This is a genomic window from Buttiauxella agrestis ATCC 33320 (assembly GCF_000735355.1).
Lineage (GTDB): Bacteria > Pseudomonadota > Gammaproteobacteria > Enterobacterales > Enterobacteriaceae > Buttiauxella > Buttiauxella agrestis.
Window position 1 is genome coordinate 163290 of sequence record NZ_JMPI01000023.1, and the last position, 25205, is coordinate 188494.

The 25205-nt window shown below is 48.2% G+C and carries 18 protein-coding genes and 1 pseudogene; 7 read left to right on the plus strand and 12 right to left on the minus strand.

Annotation, left to right across the window (positions count from 1 at the left end; genetic code table 11):
• Positions 1-75: 75 nt before the first annotated feature.
• From GBAG_RS08060 to GBAG_RS08070, 3 genes are all read left to right on the plus strand, one after another.
• Positions 76-1215 carry a nuclear transport factor 2 family protein gene (locus GBAG_RS08060; protein ID WP_034494876.1) on the plus strand — a complete coding sequence of 380 codons (1140 nt, stop codon included), beginning with the start codon at positions 76-78 and terminating at the stop codon, positions 1213-1215.
• Positions 1216-1218: 3 nt separating this feature from the next.
• Positions 1219-2526, plus strand: a complete 1308-nt coding sequence (gene hisD / locus GBAG_RS08065; RefSeq protein ID WP_034494878.1) for a histidinol dehydrogenase — start codon at positions 1219-1221, stop codon at positions 2524-2526.
• Positions 2527-2700: 174 nt separating this feature from the next.
• A complete protein-coding gene (locus GBAG_RS08070) occupies positions 2701-3015 on the plus strand; it encodes a hypothetical protein (protein WP_034494879.1) in 315 nt (104 codons plus the stop codon).
• A 70-nt stretch (positions 3016-3085) separates the two neighbouring features.
• Here the strand turns inward: GBAG_RS08070 and GBAG_RS08075 are convergent, their stop codons facing one another.
• The 5 genes from GBAG_RS08075 to GBAG_RS08095 all read right to left on the minus strand — a co-directional run bounded on the left by GBAG_RS08075 (position 3086) and on the right by GBAG_RS08095 (position 10801).
• Complete coding sequence (locus GBAG_RS08075) at positions 3086-3892, minus strand: transporter substrate-binding domain-containing protein (RefSeq protein WP_167333336.1); 807 nt, start codon at positions 3890-3892, stop codon at positions 3086-3088.
• Between the two features lie 133 nt (positions 3893-4025).
• Positions 4026-4943, minus strand: a complete 918-nt coding sequence (locus GBAG_RS08080) for an amino acid ABC transporter substrate-binding protein (protein ID WP_034494881.1) — start codon at positions 4941-4943, stop codon at positions 4026-4028.
• Complete coding sequence (locus GBAG_RS08085) at positions 4931-7165, minus strand: bifunctional diguanylate cyclase/phosphodiesterase (RefSeq protein WP_051873660.1); 2235 nt, start codon at positions 7163-7165, stop codon at positions 4931-4933. Before GBAG_RS08085 ends, GBAG_RS08080 begins: the two co-directional genes overlap by 13 nt.
• A 334-nt stretch (positions 7166-7499) precedes the next feature.
• Positions 7500-9464, minus strand: coding sequence for an EAL domain-containing protein (locus GBAG_RS21825; RefSeq protein WP_167333337.1), 1965 nt, complete (start codon positions 9462-9464; stop codon positions 7500-7502).
• 266 nt (positions 9465-9730) lie between these two features.
• Positions 9731-10801, minus strand: coding sequence for a LacI family DNA-binding transcriptional regulator (locus GBAG_RS08095; protein WP_034494882.1), 1071 nt, complete (start codon positions 10799-10801; stop codon positions 9731-9733).
• A gap of 241 nt (positions 10802-11042) precedes the next feature.
• Between GBAG_RS08095 and GBAG_RS08100 the strand changes: the two genes are divergently transcribed.
• Together GBAG_RS08100 and GBAG_RS08105 are read left to right on the plus strand one after the other, a co-directional pair.
• Positions 11043-14150 carry a beta-galactosidase gene (locus GBAG_RS08100; protein WP_156104867.1) on the plus strand — a complete coding sequence of 1036 codons (3108 nt, stop codon included), beginning with the start codon at positions 11043-11045 and terminating at the stop codon, positions 14148-14150.
• A gap of 128 nt (positions 14151-14278) precedes the next feature.
• Positions 14279-15544 (plus strand): MFS transporter, encoded by a 1266-nt coding sequence (locus GBAG_RS08105; protein WP_034494884.1) that lies wholly within the window; start codon positions 14279-14281, stop codon positions 15542-15544.
• 56 nt (positions 15545-15600) lie between these two features.
• Here GBAG_RS08105 and GBAG_RS08110 read toward each other — a convergent pair whose 3' ends face one another.
• From GBAG_RS08110 to GBAG_RS08120, 3 genes are read right to left on the minus strand one after another with little or no spacing between them, the layout of a single operon-like run.
• The gene (locus tag GBAG_RS08110; protein WP_034494886.1) at positions 15601-16596 is read right to left on the minus strand and encodes a DUF2891 domain-containing protein; all 996 of its coding nucleotides are present in this window, start codon (positions 16594-16596) and stop codon (positions 15601-15603) included.
• Between the two features lie 35 nt (positions 16597-16631).
• Positions 16632-17618 carry a DUF979 domain-containing protein gene (locus tag GBAG_RS08115; protein WP_034494888.1) on the minus strand — a complete coding sequence of 329 codons (987 nt, stop codon included), beginning with the start codon at positions 17616-17618 and terminating at the stop codon, positions 16632-16634.
• Positions 17615-18343, minus strand: coding sequence for a DUF969 domain-containing protein (locus tag GBAG_RS08120; protein WP_034494891.1), 729 nt, complete (start codon positions 18341-18343; stop codon positions 17615-17617). Before GBAG_RS08120 ends, GBAG_RS08115 begins: the two co-directional genes overlap by 4 nt.
• 160 nt (positions 18344-18503) lie before the next feature.
• On the opposite strand from GBAG_RS08120, the gene GBAG_RS08125 reads away from it, so the two are divergent.
• Complete coding sequence (locus tag GBAG_RS08125) at positions 18504-19067, plus strand: winged helix DNA-binding protein (protein WP_034494892.1); 564 nt, start codon at positions 18504-18506, stop codon at positions 19065-19067.
• A gap of 288 nt (positions 19068-19355) precedes the next feature.
• Here GBAG_RS08125 and GBAG_RS08130 read toward each other — a convergent pair whose 3' ends face one another.
• The 4 genes from GBAG_RS08130 to GBAG_RS08145 all read right to left on the minus strand — a co-directional run bounded on the left by GBAG_RS08130 (position 19356) and on the right by GBAG_RS08145 (position 24484).
• Positions 19356-20537, minus strand: a complete 1182-nt coding sequence (locus GBAG_RS08130) for a fimbrial protein (protein WP_034494894.1) — start codon at positions 20535-20537, stop codon at positions 19356-19358.
• Positions 20527-23079 carry a fimbria/pilus outer membrane usher protein gene (locus tag GBAG_RS08135; protein WP_034494896.1) on the minus strand — a complete coding sequence of 851 codons (2553 nt, stop codon included), beginning with the start codon at positions 23077-23079 and terminating at the stop codon, positions 20527-20529. Before GBAG_RS08135 ends, GBAG_RS08130 begins: the two co-directional genes overlap by 11 nt.
• A 15-nt stretch (positions 23080-23094) precedes the next feature.
• Positions 23095-23781, minus strand: coding sequence for a fimbrial biogenesis chaperone (locus GBAG_RS08140; RefSeq protein WP_034494897.1), 687 nt, complete (start codon positions 23779-23781; stop codon positions 23095-23097).
• Positions 23782-23905: 124 nt separating this feature from the next.
• A complete protein-coding gene (locus GBAG_RS08145) occupies positions 23906-24484 on the minus strand; it encodes a fimbrial protein (protein ID WP_034494899.1) in 579 nt (192 codons plus the stop codon).
• Positions 24485-24873: 389 nt separating this feature from the next.
• On the opposite strand from GBAG_RS08145, the pseudogene GBAG_RS23065 reads away from it, so the two are divergent.
• A pseudogene (locus GBAG_RS23065) lies at positions 24874-25070 on the plus strand (DDE-type integrase/transposase/recombinase); the annotation flags it as partial.
• Positions 25071-25205: the final 135 nt, after the last annotated feature.

Consider the following 25205-nt stretch of genomic DNA (forward strand, 5'->3'; position numbering starts at 1 on the left):
GTGAGGGATATTCCTATCCCTGAATAATGTGCGCTGACAATACCCATAGCGCAATCAAATAACGCAGGAGGTCATATGTCTTCAACTGAAACAACTAATAAAACGCCGGTAGCTTCGGAAAAAACCAATGTAAAATCCACGCGCGATGAACCGGTATTACAAGTGGAGCGCCGTGACTTTATTGATTTGGTTCCGGAGAAACGTCCGCGAGTGCAATCATTGCGGGGCTTTGATGATTGTTATACGGATATTGTCGATTACATTGTGCGTTGCACCCATAAAATATGGGACGAGCGTGACGTTGGTTTAATTTACACCCACTATACCCACAACTGTGTTTTATATAATGCGCTCGGTACCATGTATAACCGCGAGCAGGTTGTGCAGGATACGTTGCAGCGCTTAATTGCCTTCCCTGAACGCCGCGGTATGGCAACGCAAGTTATCTGGAATGGTAACGACGTTGACGGTTTTTACACCTCCCACCTGGTAACCGGCACTGGCCGTCACACTCAGTACAGTCATCTGGGTAAACCGACTAACCGCACGTTTGTGACCCGTACCGTGGCGGACTGCATGATCCACGAAAACAAGATTTATCGCGAGTGGGTGGTCAGCGACAACATGGCGATGATGCGTCAGCTGGGTCTGGATACCGACGCGATAGCCTACGGCATGGCAAAAGAGCAGTTCGATAAGGGCTTCCGTGTCACCGATATCGGCGAAAACCGCCGCATGGTCGGGCAGTATCCGCCAGAAATGGAATGCGATGTCTCCATTGCGCATACCGATACCGAAGAGCAGTGCCTGCGCTGGCTGCACGAAATTTATAACCGCCGCATGCTCGGTAAAATCAAAGATGTGTATGCCCCGAATGTGCAGTGGCATGGGCCGCTGATGAAAGAGTTGTACGGTCAGGCGGCGGTTATCCACCAGACGCTGGCGCTGATTGGCATGATCCCGGACGGGGCGTGGATGCCGCAGCATGTCTGCTCCAATCCTTGCGAAGAAGGCGGTACCAAAGTGGCGGTGCGTTGGATCATGGAAGGCCACCACTTGGGTTACGGCGAGCTGGGTAAACCGACCGGTGAGCGCCTGTTCGTTATGGGGATGTCCCACTATCACATCGTCAACGGCAAAATCGTTGATGAATGGGTGGTCTACGACCATCTGGCTCTGCTGGCACAAATTAAACTGGGACAAATGGAGGAGTAAGAAATGGCAACGATTTCTGAGGCTGATGTTGAGTTTATTAAACGTCCGCAGGGGCAAGATGTTCAGGCTGACCGCACGCTAACCGAGACGGTGCAGAATATTATCGACCAGGTGCGCGAGCGTGGCGATGCTGCGCTGCGTGACTACTCGGCAAAGTTTGATAAAACCACGCCGGACAAATTTGAAGTTTCGGAACATGAAATTGCCAGCGCACTGGCGGATCTCGACCCGCAAACGCGCAAGGACAGCGAGTTTGCCATTGCGCAGGTTAAACGCTTTGCGCAGGCGCAACTGGCAACCATGCAACCGCTGGATATCGAAACGCTGCCGGGCGTGCATCTCGGGCACCGCATTATCCCTATTCAGACTGTGGGCTGTTATGTGCCTGGCGGGCGTTACCCCATTTTATCCGCGCCGGTAATGTCCATTGTCCCGGCGGTAGTGGCAGGATGTGACCAGATTATTGCCTGTCTGCCGCCGGGGGCGCATCCGGCGATGATAGCCATTTGCCACCTTGCGGGGGCGCACCGCATCTTTAAGGTTGGTGGCGCACAGGCGATTGCCGCCATGGCCTGGGGGACAGAATCTATCCCGGTAGTGGATAAAGTTGTCGGGCCGGGCAATGCCTTTGTTAACGAAGCTAAACGCCAGGTGTTTGGTAAAGTCGGCATCGACGCCCTGGCTGGGCCAAGTGAGATTTATGTGATTGCTGATGACAGCGCAGACCCGCGAATTCTGGCGGCAGACCTTTTGGCTCAGGCTGAACATGATGTGCATACCCGCGTCGGGATGGCGACCACCAGTCCACAAATCGCCCGCGCGACGCTGGCTGAAATTGAACGCCAGCTGTCGAATTTACCCACGGCAGTAACCGCAGGTGAAGCCTGGAAACGACAGGGCGAAATTGTGATTTGCCGCGACGAGGAACAACTCATCGCCTGGGCAGACCATATGGCCACGGAACATCTGCAAGTGCACACCCGCGACCCACATGCGACGGCCAGCAAAATCCGTAATTATGGTTCGTTGTTCATCGGGCAAAATGCCAGCGTTGTGTTCTCTGACAAGTGCTGCGGAACCAACCATACATTGCCAACGATGGCTGCGGCTCGCTATACCGGCGGTTTGTGGGTTGGCGCGTATGTGAAAATTTGCACCCACCAGTGGATTGACGACCATGGAATTGCAGCCGTCGCGCAACCTGCTGTCCGCCAAAGCCGCACTGAAGGAATGCAGGCTCATCGCCGCGCGGCGGAAATTCGTTTGTTACCAGAAAGTATTGATGCAATAACAAATGGAGATCGCGATTAATTATTTTTTATGAGTGAACAATATAGCGTCAATTCACCTGAAATATTTTCAACTTAAGTTTTATTAATGTTTATTGTCTTGCTTAGGTTGTTTCTTGACGACATTATTATCTTGAAAGGGATGGGCGGTAAATGAATTACCCCCAGGCGTTATAATTAATCATGGATTTGGATTATGCTGTCACTGGAAATGGAAGAAGATGTTGTCCTGCGGGTAAAAGGCATGGAAAAAATGCTTGAAGGAATTGTCCGCGAACTCAAAGCCAACAAAGGCGTTGTCGATGAGTTTATAAGGGATGACATCGCAAGGTTCCGGCACTGTTCAAAAGATGTCATAACACACCATACACAGGTTTCGCGCAACGTTCGTAAAAGACTGGAAGACGTTACCATTCATTCTCAAAAACGTGTGCGTAAAACGGCGCAGAGCAATTTGTTATATGGTGTATTGTGCGGAATGTCTTTCTGCATGTTGCTTCAACTGATGTAATTAATATCACGTATCAGGGGAGAAAGTTTACTTTCTCCCTTTTTTATTGCGCGGAGTTATAGTTTTAAAATCAGGTGTTCTGTGCAATGTATTTATACATTCCAGCTGTTAGAGGAAGATGCAGGTTGAAGTTTTTATCGGGTAAGACGCTATTAAACCATTGATCATAAAATGACTTAAAATCATGGCGCTTGAACCGATCTGCCAGAGAGGCATCGACTATTTTTTTGAATTCTTGATCGTCATAACGGAGCATGATACCCAGATTTTGCGGCGTACCCAGCGTCAGATCTGACATCTGATAATCTTCAGGATGTTCACTACTTTCAATCAGTTCCTTAAGCGACACCTCATTCGTTGCTGTCGCAAAACTCTTATGCTGAGTCATAGTAATAAAGGCATCTTTCATTGTCGGTTGAGTCAAAACAAATAGATTAAGATTCTGTACCCGATTGAGGGTATTAGCACTAATTAAGTCTGCCGTTCCCTTGGTTACACTGATTGTTCTGCCCGCTAAGTCTAAAAAAGTATGAATATTTGTACCGACAGGGGTACCGAATCGTGTTTGAACTAACAGATAATGGCGGGAGAATGAAACGACGCTTCGGCGTTTTACGGTATCCGTATTAACCGAACAATCCATATCAATCACATTATGTTTTAGCATCGGGATGCGCATGGATATGGGCACAGGAATATAGTTAACTTCCAGATGATTAATGTGCAGATTCTTTTTGAGACTTTCCGTCACGTTTTTGCACAATTCAATGACATACCCAACAACCTGTCCATCACGAGTTTTGTAGGAATAGGGCGGTGCATCGCGATAGCCAATATTGATGATTTTATGGCTGGAAATTCTTTCCAGCGTAGACATATTCGGTTCTGCTTTCACCGCAGTCACGGTAATTAGCATAAACAAACTTAATATATAACTCAGGTACGGTTTCTGTTTCATTGATAGGCTTTTATCGTTTGTCGTTATCTTCGGGTGCTCACCGGAAAAATATTTAATAAGCATACGGGGTTTGCGAAGAAATACGCTTCTTCAATTCTGGCGATAATGGCAAGTTGAGAGTCACTCCTTCAGGCATTATCGGCCGCATAAACCATTTATTATAGATAGTCATGAAATCTGGACTTTGTAGCAGACGTTTCATCGAGGTATTGATCAGCGCGGTAAATTTCGGATTCCCTTTCTTAATCGGCATGGCGATGGGCAATCGCGGGCTGAGGGTCTGTGCAGAAATCCTGAATGCCTGCGGGTGCCCTGAAAGCGCTGCTTGCGCAAGCAGTAACACGTCGCTGGAAACAATCACCGGCGTTCTGCCACTTTCCAGCTCGGAAAAAGCCTTCGTATTGTCGGTGCCGAGATCAATATTCAATGACAGTTGGTGCTGGGCGTTCGCTTCCTGGATATGTCTGACGAACACCGTACCGCTTTTCACGATAACCGTATGGCCGTTCAGCTCTTCAATATCCGTAATATCATCTTCCATACGCGACACAAAGCGGGTCGCTGAGAAGAAATACGGTTCAGAAAAGGTCACGATTTTTTGCCTTTCTGCCGTGTAAATCGTGGGGATGCAGCCCATATCGATGCTTTTATTTTTGACGGTTAAAAACTGTGTGGCGGTGGTGACGGGAACCCATTTGATGCGAAGCTCAGGAAGCTTTAACTCCTGTTTAATCATGTCGATCAGTTTATGGCAGATATCAATGGAATAACCTTGTGGCTTATTATTTTCGAAATAAGAATAAGGAAATACATCTGTCTGATAACTCAGAGTGATGGTTTTGTTTTGGGTGATACGAGCCAAAATGTCTTCCGCATGGCCGCTCGAAGGAATGAGCATACCAAGGGAAAATATTAATGCTGCGGCCGTAAAGCATGATGCTTGATATAAACTCTTGATTAAGAGTGACATTGTTGCTCCATTTTCTCTTGCTCCAGTTCTGCCACTACATTTGAATTTTCTACGGCTCTGCCAAAGTAAAATCCTTGTGCCGTCATTTTTACGCCACCCAGTGAGAGCAAAAATTCATACTGTTGCTGGGTTTCAACGCCTTCAGCGGTCACTTTCAGCCCACGTTGTAGCGCGTAACGAACCAACATACTTACTAACGCCTGCCTGTCCTCGCACTTATCGAGCATATCAATCAGTGGGCGGGCAATTTTGATATGGCTGAATGGGAAAATAATTAAATAATCGAGCGTGGCAAAGCCAGTGCCGAACCCATCGAGAACAATTCCTATCCCCAGCGCCTGGATGGCATTGAGAATAGGAAGGATAATTTCTCTGTCCAACGGCTCAGAACCGGTAATTTCTATTTCCAGACGGGCAGGATCCAGGCCGCTGTCACGCAAGGCGTTCCGAATGGTATCTAAAATTCCTGGATGACGAAGCTGGTGCGGGGAAACATTCACTGAAACGGTTTTCGCCACGGGCCAGTTAGCTGCATCTATGCAGGCGCTGCGTATCAGCCACTCGCCAAGCCTGGCAATCAGCCCTATATCTTCAGAAACCGAAATAAAATGATGGGGTTGCAGTTGTCCGCGAACCGGGTGTTGCCAGCGAACTAGCGCTTCATAGCCTTCGCTGCGGCAGTTATCGAGGCTGACAATTTTTTGGTAGTGCAGGAAAAACTCATTATTTCTGATGCCGTTCTCAATTTCCTGGCTAAAGAGCAGGTTATTGGAAGGGTTCATCGTCATCCCCGGAGAATAAAAATGGAAACAATTGCGGCCGAAACTTTTAGATGTGTATAACGCAAGATCGGCATGGGCGAATAAATCTTCACGGGTGTTTCCATGTTGCGGAGCACAGGAAATCCCGATGCTGCCACTGATAGAAAATGTATTCCCGCTACAGGTGAACGGTTCGTTCAGCGTCGCCAACACTTTTCTTGCCAGCGTTTGTGCTTCAAGAATTGAGTCGCGTTGCACTTCCTGAAGAATGGCAAATTCATCGCCGCCCAGGCGAATGGCCATATCTTTTTCACCGATAATGGCGCACAGACGTACTGATGATTCAATCAGGAGTTCGTCGCCAACCACGTGGCCGTAAGTATCATTAACCGGTTTGAAATTATCTAAATCGATGAGCAACAGATTGAAAATGCGGCCCTCGGTTCTCAATTTTATCAGCCGCTCGTCGATAGAATTTCGATAAGAAACCCTGTTAGGCAGCAGCGTCAAAGAGTCATGATGCGCCATGTACTCCATTTTTTGCGCCATTTCCTGCATCCGTTGCAGATAACCCCGGTCAACCATAGCCACACGAAGTTTTTCAATGGCTTTCGCCAGTTCACCGATTTCATCATCCTGGGTCTGGAAAGGAGTGACCTGATCGGTTTTTTCATCGGCGATAAGTGAGACGGCTTGAATCAGACGTGGAACGGGGCGAAAGAGGTTACGCACCAGCCAATTGACCACCACAACCGTAATGCCGAGGATTAAAATCAGCATCAGTAGCGTATTTTTCAGCAGTGCATTGTGGGTGGCAAATAGCGCGTCCCGTTCTCCGATACTGCTTACTACGGCACCGAGTAACTTTCCTGAGGGGTCTACGATAGGAATCGAACCGACGAAATACTCTTTGCCGCCAATATCCGCGAAGCCGCGATAATAGGCCGTTAACGCTGATCTATTGGCGGTATCCGTAGCGGTGGTGATTTTTTGCGAGATGTCGTCCGTGTTATTGAGGTCGGTAAAGCCGTGTTTCTTGTCGTACAACAATAACCAGGTTGGATTATGAGTCTGTGTTGATACCAGGGTGAGCATATCGGCTGGGTTAAATCCGGTCTGGATAATGGTTTCATCATCACTGAGCGGTCGTTCGGATTCAATAGAAACCACTTGTCCTTCGTGGTTGGATTTAACCGTGGTGGAGGTATAAATATTACGAATAATATAACTGGTGATTTGAGAATTGGTGGCGGCTTGTTTGTACCATTGTTCGTGCGAAATACGGTTTACTTCAAAAACTCCAGCGCCAGAACCAATGCCATAGGCAATTAAAACCCCTAGCATCAGATAGATAGCAACTTTCCCGGTAATTGAATGATACCAATGATAACCCCCACGCAGCTGGGGTTCCTGTTCGCAGACAGGCACAACTTCATGTTGAATGAGTTCTTTAACAACCATTTTTTCTATTCGTACTCTTTTATAAGCGATTAAAGAAGGCTCGAAAGGAATTCTCAATGAGATAAATTATCGTTTTTATTTGTTGTTTGTATACTGCTGTACTTTAATATGTTGTTTAACTGATGTTAGCGCAATGTAGGTTTTTATCGACTTGTTCGATTTATGAGAAATGCGCTTTCATTTAATTAACAGGATTATAAAGTTGGCTAATTAAAGCGTCAACGATAAATATTAACGCAACCGTGTTGCTGTTCGTGTATTTTTACTCAACTATTTATTCAGGGCTGGACAATCCACTCCTGTGTTTTATGCATAAAATAGGCGCCATGTCCGGCTAAGTATTTGTTTCTAAAAGTTCGCATAATTGGTTTAAAGGTTGTGGACGGTGAAACAGGAAACCTTGTGCTAAATGGATTCCACAATTTTGTACAATTTGATGTTCTTCTTCGGTTTCCACCCCTTCAATCAACACAATGCTGCCGGAGGTTTTGCATAACTGCACAACATGATGGAGAAACGCTTCTCCTCCTTCTCGGGCCAGGCCCAGCACCAAAGTACGATCCAGCTTAATTTTATCCAGTTCATATTGTGTCAGATAGGATAAGGTTGAATAACCCGAACCAAAATCATCCAGTGCTATTTTGATACCAAACTGGCGTAACACTGCCAGAACCTCAATCACTTGCTGGGGTTCTTTCACTTTTTGTGATTCGGTAATTTCCATTTCCAACTGCCAGCCAGAAGGCAACGGGTTACGGAGCAATTTACTCACCACGCTCAGGAAATTAGGTTCAAGCAACGTTTGCGGTGAAATATTTACCGAAAGTGTCATGCCAGGAAAGCGAGAAAATTCGTGATGAATCACTTCAACAGCATTTTCCAGTACCCAAAAATCAACTTCGGGCATCATACCAATACGTTCATAATATTTTAGAAAATACGGTGGGGTAATTTTACCATCATCACTTTGATGACGAAGTAAAACTTCCATTGCCACTATTTTCCGCTCATCGAGTGTAATTTGAGGTTGAAACCACAAAACAAAATTACCGCTATTTTGCAGAGCGTTAATATGACGTCTTGCTTCTATATATTCATTTACTTCAGAAAGGTAATGATGCGGCGATTCTGCCTCTCGATGACCCGGCACCGTCAATTGGAACTGATTACCTTTTAGCGGAACAAATCGCTTTTTGCCGCACGGCAAGGCGATTTCTTTATAGTCACGCTTTTCCATATAGCGCAGGAAAGGCCAGTAAATACCAATTCCCGCGCAAATGAGCAATACCTGGAAGAAGACCGCGCTGAATGCGCCATTGGTGGCCAGCCATGTATTAATGATGGCCGGTGTTGCCCAACCCACCAGTTGCTGCGCGGGCGGGATGATGTGCCACAGCGTAGCATAGTAAGCGAGGATGTAATCTACCGCTGGAGTCATCAGAAAAGGGACGAACATCACAGGATTGAGCACCACGGGCACGCCAAAAATCAGCGGTTCATTGATGTTAAATATCGCCAGTGGCAGTGAGACATTAATAAGATGACGGTTAGACGGGTTGCGACTGATTAATAAGCAGATTAACAGGCTTAACGTACCGCCGCATCCGCCGGACGCACACCACATCTCATAAAAAGTGATGCTCAGGATATTTAAAGACCCATGACCGGCTTTCCAGGCGTCCATGTTAGATATCGTATTGTTCATGAATCTGAACCCGATATCCTGGAAAATATAAAACCCGTGGATACCAAAGAACCAGGTAAATTCACGGATCATTTCATACAGCAAACCATGAAAAAAACCATCAGGGTAAATGGCAATTGATATATCTTTTGTTAACCAACTGCAGGCACTTAATATAATATGCCCAACAACAATTAGCGAAGTTAGCCTGGCAATGAAAAAAGATAATATTTTTGCCGACTTCCAGTTTAATTGAATCTTATTGGTTCTAAATAAGGTGATGTTTTTTTCAAGTATTAAATTTGTGAAAATAGCGGAGAGTAAGGCGACGGGGAGGCTCACGCCAAAAAGAAAATTAGCTTCATGATTGTTTTCAAGGCCAGCAATTCCAAACAGTACCGTCAGGCTAAGAGAAATACTGAGCATGATTGAAAGGCGATATCTGACGGCCCATTGTAATGAAAAGATAATATTTAACAAAACAGGCAAGAAAATAAGCATATTTTGTTGCAAATCACCTAACCATTGTGAAATTTTTACCCAATGAAAATTCAGGGATAACGTACCTGCAACAATAACGACTCCGCGTAAAACTGAAAATGGCATAATAGCCATGGTGCAACTCAGAACCGCTTGCGAAATACGATTGTTAATAAAAGCTATTTTTAATTGATGAATGATGCTTTTCGTGTTTCTTATGATTATATTGTGATTCATTCGTTGCTTAGTTGTGGGTTGAGTTGTAATCGGTGTGGCAAGAACAAACTCTACTATATCACTATAATTAATGCGGAGGTAATGCTAATCAGTTTGTTTTATAATAGCACCGCCAACCAATATCCATTTTTACACATTATTTGTGGCTGCTAATGTCCATATATTTATAGCTGATTAATGAGCAATTTCAGCTGCGCCACAATATCTGTCGGTGTCTCATTGTGTGGAAAGGGATAAGTTGACTCGCGAATGATAAGACGGGTAGGAAGGAGTTTCAGTATTTTTTGTGGTGACGACGATTGTGCCATCAGCGATGTCACGATTTCCACCGCACGTTTGCCGAGCAAATCGAAATCCTGCGCAACCGTTGTTAACGCGGGCTGGAAGAAGAGGCTGTCTGCGGTATCGTCATAACCCGTCACTGAAACCGCATTTGCGCCGCTGCGTTTAAGTTGCGCCAACGCGCTTAATACACCTAAGGCCATCTGATCGTTGGCGACGATAATGGCGCTGATGCGAGGATTGGCATGAATCAACTCGAAGGTTTTTGCCCAGCCACTGCTGGCACTCCAGTCTCCCCAGGCTGTTATGGCATTGCTGACGCCAAATTGATGAAGTGTTTCACGCCAGCAACCCAGGCGCAGACGAGCAGAAATCGACTCTGCCGGGCCTGCTAACAAACCAAATTGTCGGTGTCCCAGTTCCCACAAATGCTTTACGCAAGCGCCAGAACCGTCCTGGTGATCGAAGCGCACACAAGAAACGTCAGTCTCTGGCGGAACATCCAGAAATAAACAAGCCAGATCGTCATTTTCCCGCGCCAGTTGTTCAGCGAGCGTGCTCTCGAGCGGCAGATTCGCAATCACGCCGCGAATGTTTTGCGCCCGAAATTCGTTAAGCACTGCCTGCAATGCTTCGTACTCCGCCCCTTTTGGCATCGCGACAGAAACCTGCAATTGCTGTTCTTCGGCGTGACTTTTTATGGCCGCGGCAATTTGTGACGGCGCGTGGTAGGTGAGAGAAGAGGTGATGAGCCCGAGCGCAGGCATCGTTTTACCCGCCAGTAACTGAGCGGAACGGTTCGGCACATAGTGCAGCACGTTCATCGCATGCAGCACTTTTTCACGGGTACGGGACGACACCAAATCCGGGCTATTCAACACCCGTGAAACCGTCTGCTGCGACACGCCCGCTTCACGTGCTACATCATTTAATGTTGCCTGCCGAGTGCTCATCGCGTACCCCTTTTTTGTTCGCATAATGCGGGGCAGATTTGGCTGCGTCAAGCCAGCATGCATGAAATGTATAGCGCTAACATTTATTGTCATGCTCACGACAGAAATGCTGATTAATCGACCGATTTTGCGATCGTGCTTAGAATTGATAAAACCTGTGTTTGCCAGTGATGCTGATTCTCTGCCTAAATTTGCTCAATTGTATTGCGCATAACATTTTAACGACTACAGGTGAATCAGCATGACGCAAAGTTCGGGCGCTTTCTGCCCAGAAGCAGAGTTTGCAGCAATTCTTAACCGCCGTGACTGGCAGCAACAGGCGGTGACGCAGATTAACCGTTTACCGGCGCACCCGCAGTTCAGGGCCTGGCGGGATATTGCGGCAGCGCGTGACGAGCATGTGTCGCCACAGCATCGAACGCTTGATGGTGACTGGCAATTTAGCTGGCGGGCTCAACCGCAGGCTGTTGACGCCAGTTGGTTGCAGCGCGATTTGGCGGATGCACGTCCCGTTACCGTGCCATCGAACTGGCAAATGACCGGCGACGATGCGCCGATTTACACCAACGTGCGCTATCCCATCGAAACCACGCCGCCGTTTGTGCCGGAAGAAAATGCCACCGGATGTTACACCCGCACGGTGGATATTTCCGACCAGTGGCTGGCATCCGGGCAGACACGCATTATTTTTGACGGTGTGAATTCCGCTTTTCATTTGTGGTGTAACGGCAAATGGGTGGGGTATTCGGTCGATAGCCGTTTGCCAGCCGAGTTCGATTTGACTCCGTTTTTACACGGCGGGGAAAATCGCCTTTGTGTAATGGTGTTGCGCTGGAGTGCCGGGACCTGGCTTGAAGATCAGGATATGTGGCGCATGAGCGGTATTTTCCGCTCGGTTTCACTGATGAATTTGCCCGAAATTCATCTGACCGATATGCAGATCACCCCCGAACTGGATGCGTTGTATCGCGATGCGGAGCTAAATATCCACATCGCGGTTGCGGCTCCCACAGCCTGTTTATCCGAACTGGAAGTGGAAACGACTCTCTGGCAGGGAAACCAGCAAATTGCCGCCATTCGCCAGTCCCTTGGCACGCCGATGATCGACGACCGGGGCAATTACGCCGAGCGTGCCTATCTCAGGTTGCCAGTTGAGCGCCCACTGTTGTGGAGCGCGGAAACGCCGCACTGTTATCGCGCCGTTGTGGCGGTGTGGAAGGGTTATGAGCTGATTCAGGCCGAAGCGTGCGACGTGGGTTTCCGCCAGGTCGAGATCAAAAACGGGCTGCTGCGGGTGAATGGCAAGCCGTTGTTGATTCGCGGCGTTAATCGCCATGAACACCATCATCTTCGCGGCCAGGTCGTGACCGAAGCCGATATGGTGCAGGACATTTTGCTGATGAAGCAGAATAACTTTAATGCCGTCCGCTGCTCTCATTATCCGAACACCGCGCTCTGGTATCAGCTTTGTAACCGCTATGGTTTGTATGTGGTTGATGAGGCAAACATCGAAACCCACGGCATGGTGCCGATGAACCGTCTTTCTGATGATGCCAGTTGGCTGCCTGCCTACAGCGCACGCGTCACGCGCATGGTTCAGACTAACCGCAACCATCCGTGCATTATTATCTGGTCTTTGGGCAATGAGTCCGGCTACGGCGCAAATCACGATGCGGTTTACCACTGGCTGAAAAAAAATGATCCATCGCGCCCGGTGCAATATGAAGGCGGCGGCGGGGATACGGCCGTCACCGATATTATTTGCCCGATGTATTCCCGCGTTGAAACGGATTTGATTATTCCGGCGGTGCCGAAATGGGCGATTAAAAAGTGGATCAGCCTGCCCGGTGAGCAGCGTCCGCTCATTTTGTGTGAATATTCCCACGCGATGGGCAACAGCCTGGGTAACTTCTCTGATTACTGGCAGGCATTCCGTGAATATCCTCGTTTGCAGGGCGGATTCATTTGGGACTGGGCGGATCAGGCCATCATGAAAACTTTCGACGATGGTTCACAAGGCTGGGCCTATGGCGGAGATTTTGGCGACACGCCGAATGACCGCCAGTTCTGTATGAATGGCCTGGTTTTCCCTGACCGGACGCCACATCCGGCACTGTTTGAAGCCAAACAAGCGCAGCAATACTTCCAGTTTGAGTTGATTAGCCAGCAGCCGCTCAGAGTGCGAGTTCACAGTGAGTATTTGTTCCGCGATACCGATAACGAAACGCTGCAATGGCGTATCGAGGCGGCGGGGTTGCCGGTGCTAAACGGGCGTGAAACGCTGACTCTGGCAGCCGAAGGTAGCGTTGAACTGACATTGACCGAAAACCTGATTCTCCCGGCCGATGCAAAAGACGTCTGGCTGATGCTTGAAGTGATTCAGCCTCATGAAACGCCGTGGTCAGCTGCCGGGCATCGCGTGGCATGGCAGCAGTTTTCCATCGCCGCACCGCTGGTTTTAACAATCAAACCTACGGCGGCTAACCCGCCGGTTCTCACCACCTCAGCAATCCGATTTACCGTGCAGGCCGCAGGCCAGCAGTGGCAAATCGATCGCGCCAACGGCTTACTTTTCAGCTGGTTGAAGAACGGTGATGAGCAGTTGCTGCAACCGCTGCGTGACAACTTTGTCCGCGCCCCTATCGACAACGATATCGGCGTCAGCGAAGTGACGCGCATCGATCCTAATGCGTGGGCGGAACGCTGGAAAAGTGCAGGGCTTTATCAACTGGAAAGGGAGTGCGTGCGTTGCGAAGCGACACAATTTGGCGACGATATTGTGGTGGTCAGCGAATGGCGATATCACAATCATCAAGGTGTGGCGATCGTGAGCTGCTGGCAGATGCGCTTTGATGGCCTTGGGCAATTGCATCTTACCGTGACCGGCGAACGCGCAGAAACCCTGCCGCCGCTGCCTCGTGTCGGCGTGGTTTTCAAAGTGAAACCGCAGAACGAAGAGGTTAGCTGGCTGGGACTCGGGCCGCATGAAAACTACCCTGACCGCCGTAATAGCGCGATTTTCTCGCGCTGGGCATTACCGCTAGATGAGATGAGCACTCCGTATATCTTCCCGACGGAAAATGGTTTACGTGGCGGAACAAAATCGCTCGACTGGGGAATCTGGCAGGCGCGCGGGAATTTCCATTTCTCTGTTCAACCCTGGAGCATCGAACAACTGATGACGGTTACGCACTGGCACAAAATGGTGCCAGAAGACGGGGTCACTATTTCGCTTGATGCCCAGCATATGGGCGTTGGAGGTGATGATTCCTGGACGCCGTCCGTGCTGAAGAAATGGTTGTTACTGGATACACAATGGCATTACCAACTGACTCTTAGACTTATGTAGGTCGTACAGCAGCGTCATCCGACACCACTGATGCAAATGGTGGATGACGCTAAGGCTTGTCCCTCTACAAAAAACGTTTATCAGCCTTTGCCCCTCAATCCATAAATAATAATAAGTGGAAATACCCTATGAAACTGTCAGCGTTGAGTCGTCGGGAACAACATAATTTCATCTATTTTATGCTGTTCTTCTTTTTCTACTATTTCATTATGTCTGCCTACTTTCCGTTCTTTCCGGTATGGCTTGCAGATGTAAACCATCTGACCAAAACCGAAACCGGCGTGGTGTTCTCGTCTATCTCGTTATTCGCCATTATCTTTCAGATTGCTTTTGGCTTAATTTCCGACAAGCTAGGATTGCGGAAGCATTTACTGTGGTTCATCGTCGTGCTGTTGGTTCTGTTTGCGCCGTTCTTTATCTACGTGTTATCGCCGCTGTTACAATTCAATATTTATCTGGGGGCGATGGCGGGCGGGATCTATCTCGGATGTGTTTTTTCCGGCGGTTCCGGTGCTGTGGAAGCGTATATAGAACGTGTGAGCCGTAATAACCGTTTCGAATACGGCCAGGTGCGCGTATCAGGCTGTGTGGGCTGGGCCATTTGCGCCTCGTTGACCGGCATCTTATTTAGCATTAACCCGAATATTACCTTCTGGATAGCCTCCGGTTTCGCTCTGGTGCTGGCGGTACTTTTACTGCTCTCGAAGCCCGATCCTAAAACGGAATCTGAACTTGCCGAGACGGGCGTAAACAAAAAGCAGGAATTCTCACTGCATATGGTGGTGGAATTGCTTAAGATGCCGCGCTTCTGGGCATTCTTGTTGTATGTGATTGGCGTGGCCAGTATTTACGATGTGTTCGATCAGCAGTTTGCCAACTTCTTTAAAGGCTTTTTCTCATCTCCGCAGCGAGGGACTGAAATATTTGGTTTTGTCACCACCGGCGGAGAATTACTGAACGCCACGATTATGTTCTTTGCACCTTTCATTATTAATCGCATAGGGGCTAAAAATGCTTTGTTGGTGGCGGGCGTGATTATGTCTGTGCGGATAATCGGCTCCTCGTTTGCCACGACCGGCGTTGAAGTCATTATTCTGAAAATGCTGCATATGTTTGAGCTGCCATTCTTGCTGGTGGGAACGTTCAAATATATCTCTTCGGTATTTGATCCTCGCCTGTCGGCGACGCTCTTCCTGATTGGTTTTAACTTATCCAAACAGCTTTCTGGCGTTGTGCTCTCTACGTGGGCGGGGTCAATGTATGACTCGGTGGGCTTTAGCCAGGCTTATCTGACGTTAGGATTGATCACTGCCTGCTTCACGGCTATCTCATTCTTTACATTGCGTAATTCGCCGCGCAGCCAGTTTTTGACGCCGGAAGTGAGTAAAGCCTGATAGCGGTTTTATTTCCCCGCACTCGGGTGTGCGGGGAAAGCGTTTAAACGGGGAGGTTACTCCAGTGCCAACATGGCAAAACTGGCTAACCAGTGTCCGCCGCTGTAATGGCTGCCGACCACATGATCAAGACTGGCGTCAAGATGGCGGGTTATCGCCTGTTGTAAGGCTTGCTGGGCAGGGTGTTCAGCCGGTAGTGCCGCCGCAATACGTTTAAAGCACCATGTGCGGCTGAGATTCAGGCCATCGAGATGCGCGATTTTTGGGTCGGTGCGGTCACTGACAACGGCCGGATGCATCAGCGCATTGATACTGGCGACCTCTGGCAGATAACGGTCAAACCAGCCTGGGAAATCCGCGCTGACCTGGCTCATCAGCAACGCTTCGCAGAGCGCACCTGAAACGTACTCGTCGCCGCCCGGTTCATAGTGAGCGGGATAATTGACATCGTGCTGATAGAAGCGATTTGCTCCATCAATGATAGCCGTCTCGAGTTCCGCATCGTGGCGCGAACGGGCGTAGTCCAGCCCTAACGCCAGGGCAAAAGCGGTGTTGTAATGCGTACCGACGCGAATCGGGTAGGTGAGTTTTTCCAGGTAGCCTATCAGGCGCGCACGAATATCCTGTGTCAGCGGCTCAAGCAGAGCAGACCAACGTTTTGCCTGCGGCAGAGTCGATTCCGCCAGTTCTTGCGCCAGCGCAAGCAGCCAACCGTATCCGTAAGGGCGCTCGAACGACGCGCGGAACGGGGCAGTAAAATAGGCCAGTTCGCGGGTTACATTGGCTTCGGTAAAGTGTTCATCAAACAGGCTAATGATCGCCTCGCGGGAAGGCAGTTCCGGGAAACGGCGCAAACAACGCAGCAGCAACCAGTAACCGTGAACCGCTGAGTGCCAGTCAAAACAGCCGTAAAAAATCGGGTGTAATTCCCGGGGTGGCAACACGTCACCATCATCATTGAGCAAATGCATGATGTGATTTGGATATTCCTGGCGTAAAAACGTCAGCGGCATGTTGGCAAATGCTTCAGCCTGAATCGGGCTTAATGACATAAAAACTCCTTTGAGATTCATCGTTTTTCAGTGCTTTAGCGGAATGACAGGAAGTACATCAAGAACACGTTCGCCAGCAATATGGCCAGAGCACTCGGGATCTGAATCTTGATGACCTGGTATTTATCTTTAAGCTCGAGCAACGCGGCCGGGACAATGTTGAAGTTCGCGGCCATCGGCGTCATTAACGTGCCGCAATAGCCTGCGTACATCCCAATCGCCAGCAACGGCGCGGGGTCAGCGTTATGGTGAATGACAAGAAACGGCATCGCGATACCTGCCGTTAAAACAGGGAATGCAGCAAAAGCGTTACCCATAATCATGGTAAATACCGCCATGCCCACGCAGTAAATAACGACCAGCATGAAGCGGTTTTCCGGGTCAACAAACAACTCGACCACTTTGCGTACCGACTCACCGGTGTTGGCGACGATAAACACCCCGCCAAGCATCGCTAACATTTGAGGTAAAATAATTGCCCAGCCCACGGTGTCAACAATTCGGCGCGACTGCGCAATGGCCTGCACCGGTGAACCTTTGGTTATCCACCATCCCGTTAAGATTGCCGCGACACTTGCCACACACAAGGAGGCCAACGTGAGTTGCTTCTGGTCTAGCAGGTAAACGCCGCCAATCGACACGTTTTTCATGAATAGGGTGCAGATGACGGTGATGACGGGAATCAGTAGCGCGGGCAGAAATAACCAGTTTTTGATGCGCGAGGCAGAGGCTTCTCGTTGCTCGTCTGTCGCCATGGCGTAATGCCCTTTGCCCACTAATCCAAAGCCTGCCAGGAGCGCAATGACAATCACGCTTCCGCCTATGATCCGGTAAGCCATTGATTTTCCGAGGGTATCCACCATCAGGTCGCCAAACAGGAAAATCGCGCCGAATAAGAACCAGAAGAGAGCCGTGGTCAGGCGTTTAGGGTTGCCGCGATCGCGCAGTGTCATCACCACCAGAATCATGACGATGATGCCAATCAGGTAATAAACACGGTTAATGGTTAGCAGAGTGCTCATTTTGTCACCTCTTTCATTTCAGGTTCTTGTTGAGCACGCCAGGCCATCACATCGCGGTGGAGGCTCGCATCAAGTCGCGTGAGGCGGAACATATGGATGATCAGCGCGGCAATCGCTGTGGGAATAGCCCAAAGGCCGATATGCAGCGGTTCAATATTCGTAATGCCGTTTTCTTTCAAAAACGCATCAATTAGCAGAACCGCACCGAAGGCAATGAAAATGTCTTCGCCAAAAAAGACGGCGATGTTGTCGCAGGCTGCGGCGTGGGCTTTTATTTTATCGCGAATGTGCAGAGGAAGTTCGCCGTACTTGTTCAGGGCCGCACCTTCCGCCATTGGCGCTAACAGCGGGCGAACAGTTTGCGCGTGGCCGCCAAGAGACATCAGCCCAAGTGCGGCGGTTCCTTCGCGGCCAATAAAGTAAATCATCAGTATGCGTGCGGACGTGGCGCTGGCTATTTTGGCAATCCAGGCCTGAGCGCGTTCTTTCAAACCGTAATATTCCAACAGGCCAATCACGGGCAGAATCAGAATAAATGTGGCGAGCGAGCGGCTATTGAAAAATTTCTCGCCAAAGGTTTCCAGTAGCATTCCGAAATCCATTCCTACGGCGAGTCCAGTTGTTAATCCTGCAATAACGACAACAATCAGCGGATTGAATCGGAGTGCAAAACCAATAACAACAACGGGTATTCCGATGAGCGGTAAAAGGGTGGCACTATCCATTATTTTTACCCTGTCTATGTGTGTTGTGTTTTTTTAGAATGACGAAGAGGTAAAAACATATAGCAAAACGAAGACAAAATGAAAATAAATTATCATTAATTTATTGGTGTTTTATTCGAATTCAATTATGTTTTATGGATATCATATTAAGGGGCAGCCAATGGCGTCTGAGAAAGAAAGACTCGATTCAGCAGTAGGAACAATCGCTAATAGCGCAGGGTTAAAAGATCCCATTGTCTCTTCTCACCATCTGGTTTCTGAAAGATGTGCGGAATTGTCGGAGCTGGAATACGCATTAATCATGACCAGCAATGCGTTTAATAAATGGATGGTACGTTGCATGACGGCAGCCGGAGAGCCAGATATGGGGCCGCTCGACGTATCGTTACTGCATCATGTCAATCACCGCGATCGGCAAAAAAAACTGGCGGATATTTGTTTTGTTCTGAACGTCGAAGACACCCATATCGTTGCCTACGCATTAAAGAAAATGGTTAAGTCGGGTTACGTTAAAAGTGAAAAGCAGGGCAAGGAACTTTACTTTTCCGCCACTGAAAAAGGTAAAGTGCTGTGTGCTAAATATCGTGAGGTCCGCGAGACATGTCTTATTGGTTTGCAGGTTGAGACAGGCATTTCTGCTAAATCTATTGGAGAAAATGCACAATTATTACGTGCCATTTCGGCGCTCTATGATAATGCGGCCCGAACCGCTGCATCACTATAATTAAATCTTATGGAAGAACATTTAAGTTAACTCGCGATATTAACCTTTCGAATGGTCTGGATATTGGTTTGTTGAATGACTCGTTCACTAATTAAAACGGTTAATAAGTAAATAGTGACCGGGGACGCTTTCTGAAAGCGTTGTAATATGAACAAAAAAGCCACGCAATTGCGTGGCTTTTTAGATTATACCAGGGTCAGATGTTCGGTTTGGCAGGATACCTCACCATCAATCGGATTTAGATTTTTGAATATCATTATCCCCCGGAGCAATCCGGGCGGAATCCTCTTAGCGCAACTCCATTTTCACCGTCACATTTCCCTCAAACTTACCGGCCTCTGGCCTTTTAGAGGTTGTGCTGACCGGCGCTGCGGTCATCATAATACTGCCATTTCCTTGTTCATCCAGCGTCACTGGTAAATCCAGCGATCCATCCAGCACGACGTTATTGTTGTCTTGATCATACATACGTACTCCAATGTCATCCCGACCGATCATGCTGGCAATGAGATTGTTGCTCCCCGGTACAACCCCTTGATCGGCACTGAGGCTGAATTTAATTTTTCCAGCGTTACCCGCAGCCGGATCGTCACAATGGTAGCTGATATCAACGTCTTTGAGCGTATAGCTCGCCGGGGGTTGGCCTTGCGTGACAAACTGAGAGGTGACGATATTCCCAAGTTCAACCTCAATGGTGCTGCCTGCGTTTATCGTGCAAGTAAGCGGGGCGGTTATCCTGCCACTGAGAAATATTTCTGACACCAGGGTGCTATCTGACGTTTGGCTACAGTAGTTACTGGTCGACAGGCATGAATAGTTTTGTACGATGACTGTCGAGGGAATGATTTCTTCGCCCAGGATCGATTTCTTCACATACAACTTGAAACGAGACATATTCCACTTGAACTGGCGTTTAGGGGTCTGGTCAGTAATCCCAGAAGGGTAAAAATTTTCGCCGCAGACATTGTTGGTTCCTATTGAGAGCTTAGATAATTCATTATATTTGGGCAAGCTCCCTATGGGAGTGGGATAGGTGTCAATCATCAGCTCATTAACATTGTCGCCGGTAGGAGAGTTTATGGCATCAGCATAACCACTCACATCGATATCCAAATTCTCAGTCAGGTAGGCATACCCGTTTGTCCCTGCCGGAAGTGGGCTACCGGCGGCGGTCATTTCATAGATATTGGTGCTGGCGGTAAGGTTTTTCGGGCAATCGCAGTGCGCCGTAACAATAGGTCCATCTCCTGCCAGCAGTGTCCCGGTTTCAACGGCATGCCCATCTTTATTATCCCCGGAGGGAAGCTCAGCATCCACCGTACTCATATATGTGGTCATTCCAGAGAAACAATTTTGTAGCACCACGGTTGCTGCACAGTGAGCAGTGAGCGGCAAAATTAAGAGCCCAATCAGAAGTATCCTGTTAAAGAACTGAGTCTTTGCTGAATGCACGGCGGTATTATTTCGCATAATTGATCTCGGGGTTACACAAAGCGGTTGCCTGGCGAATACCGCCGGCGGCGAGACTTTCGGTTGAGGGGGAAAGTGTTACGACAGCATTGCAGCGCTGCGTAGCCGAGTTACCCCACTTGACTGTAAGAGGGATGTTTTCGCTGACCCCAGCGAGATAAAGCACGCCTTCGTCATTCACAATTCCACTGATGGCTGTACTGTCCACGGTGCCCATAGCCCCGAAAGGTACCTTTTGACCATTGGGGCGGGTCAGTGTGATGAGCACGCGATACCCAACGTGCGCAGAGAAATGGGTACTCACGGCGGCGTTACGGCTTGGGATCACGGTCATTGCTGTCTCGTCGGTATCGACATCATTCGGTAGGCTGGTCGTGTCGATGCGAATGACGTTTTCCTGATAGGGACTCAGGGAGGGGATAATGGCGTTGCCGAATATATCAGTCTGCACCCCGCGCTGATTGCTGAAATGTATCCCGGATGCTCCCTTTGCCGTCACGATAGCAAACTGATCGCCCAAGGGTTGCGATAGCGTGACACCAGCAGGATGGGTAACAACGCCACCGCTCATGCCATAGGTTATTTGTCTTGAACCATCAGATGACGAATAGTAGCCCGCATTAAGATTGGCATACTGCGAACGATACGTGCCATAAAGGCTGCTACTGTCTTCGCCATCATGGTTGGCCATACTCTGTTGCAGCGAGTAGCTCATGCGATCATCCTGGAACAGAGTGCCGCCCAACCCGATATTCTGGTTGGTATAACCATTTTTGCTATTGCTAACGTTGTAGTTGGCCCAGCTTTTCGGAAGCCAGCGTGATAAAGGGATGCTGAAGCCGAAGGACATCGACTGATCGCTCTGTTCTTCATCTGTTTTACTGTAGGTGTAGGCCAGATGATAACTAATGCCGCTAATCACACTGTTGATACCCGATGAAATGCTGGTCTCTTTGCGATTGGTGTTCCAGTAATCTTGCTGATAACCCGTGAGATATAAACTACTGCCCAACAACGTTTGATTGATGCTGGCCTGAAGACGGCTACGTTTGTTGTATTCATAGGACCAGTCGTCATCAGGATCGTATTTTTGGTTTGCATCGGCAAAACTGTAATAGCCGCTTGTGGAATAACGGTAGCTAGCCAGCGTCAGGTTGGTGTCTGTTGCTTCTATATTCTTGGTATACATCGCCCGTAAGGACTGTCCGTCGTACTGTTCGCCATTATCTAAACGGGCACGGGCGGCGGTAATATCCGTGGAGAGGGCACCGATTTCACCCAGCGCCATCCCGATACCAATATCAACTGACTGATAATTAGAAGAGGATGTTATTCCACCGAACAGCGTCAGATAATTATTCAGGCCAAAGATGGCACTGCCTTGAGCGAATAGAGGCTCATTGGCCTGCTGATTGTTATCTGCTCGGTAGCGGGCAAGAGTGGCCTCATAGCGCAAATTTCCCGGACGTTGCATCACCGCGACGCTCGAAAAGGGCTGAACAGAATGGAACTCTGTGCCGTCGGCTTCTTTAATCGTGATATCGAGATCGGCACTGTTGGTGGTGGAGTAGAGATCGGTAATTTCAAAGGCGCCAGGGGCAACAGTGGCCTGATAGATAATGTAACCATTCTGCCGGATGGTTACTTCGGCATTAGAATGGGCGATACCCCGGATGACGGGGGCGAAACCGCGCTGACTATAAGGAAGCATTTGTTCATCAGAGGTGATGTTGACGCCATTGTATTGAATGCTGTCAAAAACCTCGCCGCGAGTACTGTTTTCCCCAGCGGTAAGCTGTGCCTTCAGGAAATCAATATCATGCTGTATCCACGTGTTAATCGTGTCCCATGACTGTGTTTCGGCGGTTTTATTCCAGACTGAATAACTGCGCAGCCGCCAGCCGCCCAGATTGGCGCCACTGCGAAGATTAAGATACTGGCTGCTGTCGTTGTTATGATCTCCATTTTCCCGCTGTGAGCCGGAGACAGAATAGTCAGCAAACAACACGGGGACGCCATCATTCCATCGTGACGGGTCAATGAAATTCCTGCTGTGTGCGTCAATAGCAGCCTGCGGCATGCTTATATGCAGCGTCATGGAATTGAAATCAAACCTGGCGGTGGCAAAGGGAATATAGTGCCCCAACGGATCGCTGAGAGGATTGTTGGCGGGCTGTTTTGCCAGTTGGGGATACGCATCGACGCGGATACCCCATTTGCGCAATAACTGAGGCGTTAACAGCGGATGCAGTTCGCCCTTTTCGTCATTGACGTAGCCAATGGATTCGTCATCCAGAGCATGCTTATTGAGACGAACGTTTGTTTTATATACACCGGGTAACTGACCATTTTCCTTTGAAAACAAAGATAAATCGATGTCTTGCTGGGACAGGCCAACGCCCTCAAGTGTGGAAGGGGCAAAGTAAAATTCACGGGCATGGGTGCTGCTGGCGAGAACCAGCAATAAACTACCAAGACCATACCATATAGGCTGTAGACGCCCGAAGAGGCCGCAGGGATACTGGCTCAGTCCATTAGCCATTAGGCACCATTATTCTCAGGTTAAACTAGCAGTGAATTTTTCTGTGGCACTGCCGTAATCTGAGATGCAATGCCAACTGACCTGTTGTCCGCTGACGCCTGCGGGCAAGTTAAACTGAGCCGTTTGCTGCGGGGCAACCATATCTGCTTGAGGTAAGGCTTTACCCCCCAGGCGCAAGCTGTCGAATACGCTGTAAAACGCGCCATTGTTAGTGATCAATAGTTGGTCAGCATGGCGGCTGAAGTGCAGATTTTTACACGCTTCTAAAGGGCTACCTTGTAACCCACTCGGGCGCCAAAACAGTTTCAAACGCGTTTTGTATATAAGCCGCAACACATTTTGATCCTCTTGTTCCTTTGCCTGGGCAGGAATGGTGCGGATATTCAGATAAAACAGCGATTCTCGATCTTGCGGCAGTGCTTGCCCGGACCAGGTAATACGCAAGTTCTGCTCTTTTTGCGGGTCTAACCGGAACAGGGGGGGAGTAATAATAAACGGCCCGCGGGTTTTACCATCGCCGGTATCTGTCCATGACTGAATGAGCCACGGGAGTTCTGTTTCTTTATTAGTTAGCGGTAGCGCTACTTCTTTCTTATTTTCATCATAAATTACGCGTGTTCGCCCTACCTGAATACCCGAGGCCAGGTTAAATTCGGAATAAAGAATTGTCATGCCAATTAGCATTAGCACAAAAATACGCATGAGAATTACCTCCAGAAACTATTTGCAAACGCGGTAAACCCATTATGTTATCGGGTTTACCGATAGAAATACTTGCCGTGCGGTGTATGTGTTTCAAATACATTAATCTGTTATAAATACAGCATCACCGATATAAAATATTGATGGTTAAATCTGCATCGGCTGGCCCGGCGGTGACAGTATCAGCAAACGATACATAACGAGCAGTAAAACTAACTGGAATGGGGTTTGTTGTTATTGTGGTTGGTAATGGGACGTACACCAAACTATCTGAACCATCGAATTTAATAACAGTGTCATCAGAATCAGCAGTGACTTTAATCCCTATACCTGTAGCTGCAGTTGTACCGGCTGTCTCTGTCGATAAATAGCTCACATCCAGAAGTTCTACCGATTTGGTGAGAGTCGTTGAACCATTAAAGGTTAACTGAACATTTTCCAGGCCTTCACTGGATAGAGGGCAATCCTTTAGACTGATTGAAAAATTAGCCGGATCCCCCTCTACGCCTGGTTCGGTAAAATGAGACGCGGGGTACGAACCTAAATTAACGGTATAATCTGTACCTCCACCCTCTCCATCAATGATGCAACTTGGTGTAATGATTTCGCCGGTGAAGTGGACTGTTCCGGCATTGTCTTCCGCCGCCCACGCACTTGCGGTTGACAAGGCAATAAGCAAGCAAACAAAACTATTCCTTTTCATATATTCTCCAAGTGAATGAATACTGGGTAACTAATTAATTAAATAGTGTCTTCTATATTGTAATTGCAGAGGTGCGGCAATTATACACACAAAATGGGTATTAGAAAGTGCGTATACATTTTAGTTAAATGAGTAATAAGATGACAGAATTAAAGGTGAGTTTTCTGATGTGTGTGCCAACATCAAATTGATAGCTTTTATGTTTCCTTTTTTTGTTGTTTAAGATTGTATTATTTTGTATCGACCATTCTTTGAAGCAAATCAAATTCACTCAATTGCATGTGCAGGTATATTGTTTTTTTGAATGTTTTAATAATACATATTGATTTGAATGATCATTCTGCTTCAGGATATGCATCGCAAAAATTAATCTATTAAATTATATTTCCCGTACACCGGTTGGTTGGGTGATGTTATTTTTCCCGGACTCAGCACTGATAGCGAAAGCGCTGTCCCAGGCATGGAAAGCGCGAGTAAAGCCCGCTAGTTTTATGCATTCTTGGATCAAGGTGGCCATAATACCAGCAGATATTTCACACAATTATTGTGGAGATATCAGATAAAGCAAAGCCTGAGTCGCCGTGGCCCCCTGGATTGCGATCAAATAGCTGTACTCACTTTCATGTGCGCAGCGATGAGACTATTTGAATGCTACAGATAAAAAAATCCACGCAACTGCGTGGATTTTAAGTTTATTTCGTATTCGCCGAGACAGTGAGGG

Excerpts from the sequence above, each read along its gene's own strand:
- GBAG_RS08080 (WP_034494881.1), bottom strand. The coding sequence starts at position 4,943 with ATGTCACTCTTAATCAAGAGTTTATATCAAGCATCATGCTTTACGGCC.
- GBAG_RS21825 (WP_167333337.1), bottom strand. The coding sequence starts at position 9,464 with ATGGCTATTATGCCATTTTCAGTTTTACGCGGAGTCGTTATTGTTGCA.
- GBAG_RS08105 (WP_034494884.1), top strand. The coding sequence starts at position 14,279 with ATGAAACTGTCAGCGTTGAGTCGTCGGGAACAACATAATTTCATCTAT.
- GBAG_RS08135 (WP_034494896.1), bottom strand. The coding sequence starts at position 23,079 with ATGGCTAATGGACTGAGCCAGTATCCCTGCGGCCTCTTCGGGCGTCTA.
- hisD (WP_034494878.1), top strand. The coding sequence starts at position 1,219 with ATGGCAACGATTTCTGAGGCTGATGTTGAGTTTATTAAACGTCCGCAG.
- GBAG_RS08075 (WP_167333336.1), bottom strand. The coding sequence starts at position 3,892 with ATGTCTACGCTGGAAAGAATTTCCAGCCATAAAATCATCAATATTGGC.
- GBAG_RS08140 (WP_034494897.1), bottom strand. The coding sequence starts at position 23,781 with ATGCGTATTTTTGTGCTAATGCTAATTGGCATGACAATTCTTTATTCC.
- GBAG_RS08130 (WP_034494894.1), bottom strand. The coding sequence starts at position 20,537 with ATGCGAAATAATACCGCCGTGCATTCAGCAAAGACTCAGTTCTTTAAC.
- GBAG_RS08115 (WP_034494888.1), bottom strand. The coding sequence starts at position 17,618 with ATGAGCACTCTGCTAACCATTAACCGTGTTTATTACCTGATTGGCATC.
- GBAG_RS08100 (WP_156104867.1), top strand. The coding sequence starts at position 11,043 with ATGACGCAAAGTTCGGGCGCTTTCTGCCCAGAAGCAGAGTTTGCAGCA.
- GBAG_RS08085 (WP_051873660.1), bottom strand. The coding sequence starts at position 7,165 with ATGGTTGTTAAAGAACTCATTCAACATGAAGTTGTGCCTGTCTGCGAA.
- GBAG_RS08125 (WP_034494892.1), top strand. The coding sequence starts at position 18,504 with ATGGCGTCTGAGAAAGAAAGACTCGATTCAGCAGTAGGAACAATCGCT.
- GBAG_RS08070 (WP_034494879.1), top strand. The coding sequence starts at position 2,701 with ATGCTGTCACTGGAAATGGAAGAAGATGTTGTCCTGCGGGTAAAAGGC.
- GBAG_RS08120 (WP_034494891.1), bottom strand. The coding sequence starts at position 18,343 with ATGGATAGTGCCACCCTTTTACCGCTCATCGGAATACCCGTTGTTGTT.
- GBAG_RS08110 (WP_034494886.1), bottom strand. The coding sequence starts at position 16,596 with ATGTCATTAAGCCCGATTCAGGCTGAAGCATTTGCCAACATGCCGCTG.
- GBAG_RS08145 (WP_034494899.1), bottom strand. The coding sequence starts at position 24,484 with ATGAAAAGGAATAGTTTTGTTTGCTTGCTTATTGCCTTGTCAACCGCA.
- GBAG_RS08095 (WP_034494882.1), bottom strand. The coding sequence starts at position 10,801 with ATGAGCACTCGGCAGGCAACATTAAATGATGTAGCACGTGAAGCGGGC.
- GBAG_RS08060 (WP_034494876.1), top strand. The coding sequence starts at position 76 with ATGTCTTCAACTGAAACAACTAATAAAACGCCGGTAGCTTCGGAAAAA.